Source organism: Corallococcus terminator, assembly GCF_003611635.1.
GTDB lineage: Bacteria > Myxococcota > Myxococcia > Myxococcales > Myxococcaceae > Corallococcus > Corallococcus terminator.
Genome location: NZ_RAVZ01000704.1, coordinates 1 through 1,165, shown reverse-complemented (window position 1 = coordinate 1,165; position 1,165 = coordinate 1). Strand labels below are relative to the sequence as shown.

Below are 1,165 nucleotides of genomic sequence, written 5' to 3'. Positions count from 1 at the left end.
TGTCAGGGTGGGAACGGAAGGGGGGGGCGGCAACCCGGAAGGGCCCTACCCGCCTCCCAGGCGGGGTTGCACCGTCGGCTACCGGACCTGACGGCTAGAGGCCGTACTCGGCGCGCTTGTTCTCCGCGCGCGTGGCGCACGGCTGGTCGTACTCGGGGAAGTACTCGCGCATGTGGTCCAGCGTGGAGGCGGCCTTCTTGAACTGGCTCTGGTTGTAGTAGCCCTCCACCTCCAGCAGCAGCTTGGAGCAGGTCCGATCCAGCTCCTGCTGGGCGTTCTTCATGCCTTCCTGGGACTCGAAGTACAGCTCCGGCTTGGGGTCCGGGTGGGCCTCCAGCATCAGCCACGCCTCGCGGAAGGACTTCCACGCCTCGTAGCGGTTGCGAGCGCCGATGTCCGGCGTATCGAAGTTCTTGCGGCCCTTCTTGTAGGACTCACGCGCCAGGTTCACGAGCTGCACCGACGTCAACTGTTCGGGCAGCAGGGCGCGCTCCACCCAGACGTTCCACACGCGCCAGGGGTCCTCGCCGGGCGGGTTGCGGGTGTTGTCGAAGATGATGCGGTTGGGCTCGCCCTTGCGCAGGTGCTGAGGCGGGATCATCAGCTCCAGCGAGCGCTCCTGGCTGGCCAGCGTGTCCGGGGGCACCTTGCCCACGTCCACGCCGTTGACGCTCACCACGACCTCGTCCTTGGAGATGCCCGAGGCCTGGTAGTGGAGGATGACCACCGCGCGCGTGGCGGCGACGAACTCCCACTCGAAGACCTTCATGTCCGGCCGGTTCCAGGTGACGCCGTCGCCCAGGCCGAACGAATCGTTGATGGGCTGGGTGCTCAGGCGCACCGGCTCCTCGCCGCGCTGCACCTTGTCGTCGCCGCCCAGCACCAGCCAGTACAGCAGGCCGAAGAGGCCCAGCACCACCACGCCGCCGCCGGCCATCACGCCCGTGCGGACCTTGGAGCTGGCCTCCGCCCAGAACAGGCGCAGGTTGGCCGCGAGCCCCGGCGTCTCACGGCGGATGCGGGCGCGCTCGGCGGCGGACAGGCCTCCGCCCCCGCCAGCACCACCCCGGGGCGAGGAGACGCGGGCCACGGAGCGGGAGGACTGGGAGCCCGTGCGGCGCGCCGGAGCGGACGACCCGGACGGACGCGGCGCCAGGGCCTGGGG

The 1,165-nt window shown here is 70.3% G+C and carries 1 protein-coding gene; it reads right to left on the bottom strand.

Going from position 1 to position 1,165, the window contains the following annotated elements; genetic code table 11:
* Positions 1–94: 94 nt before the first annotated feature.
* Positions 95–1,165 (bottom strand): hypothetical protein (locus D7V88_RS41645; RefSeq protein ID WP_120545974.1); only part of this gene is annotated, 1,071 nt, incomplete at its 5' end.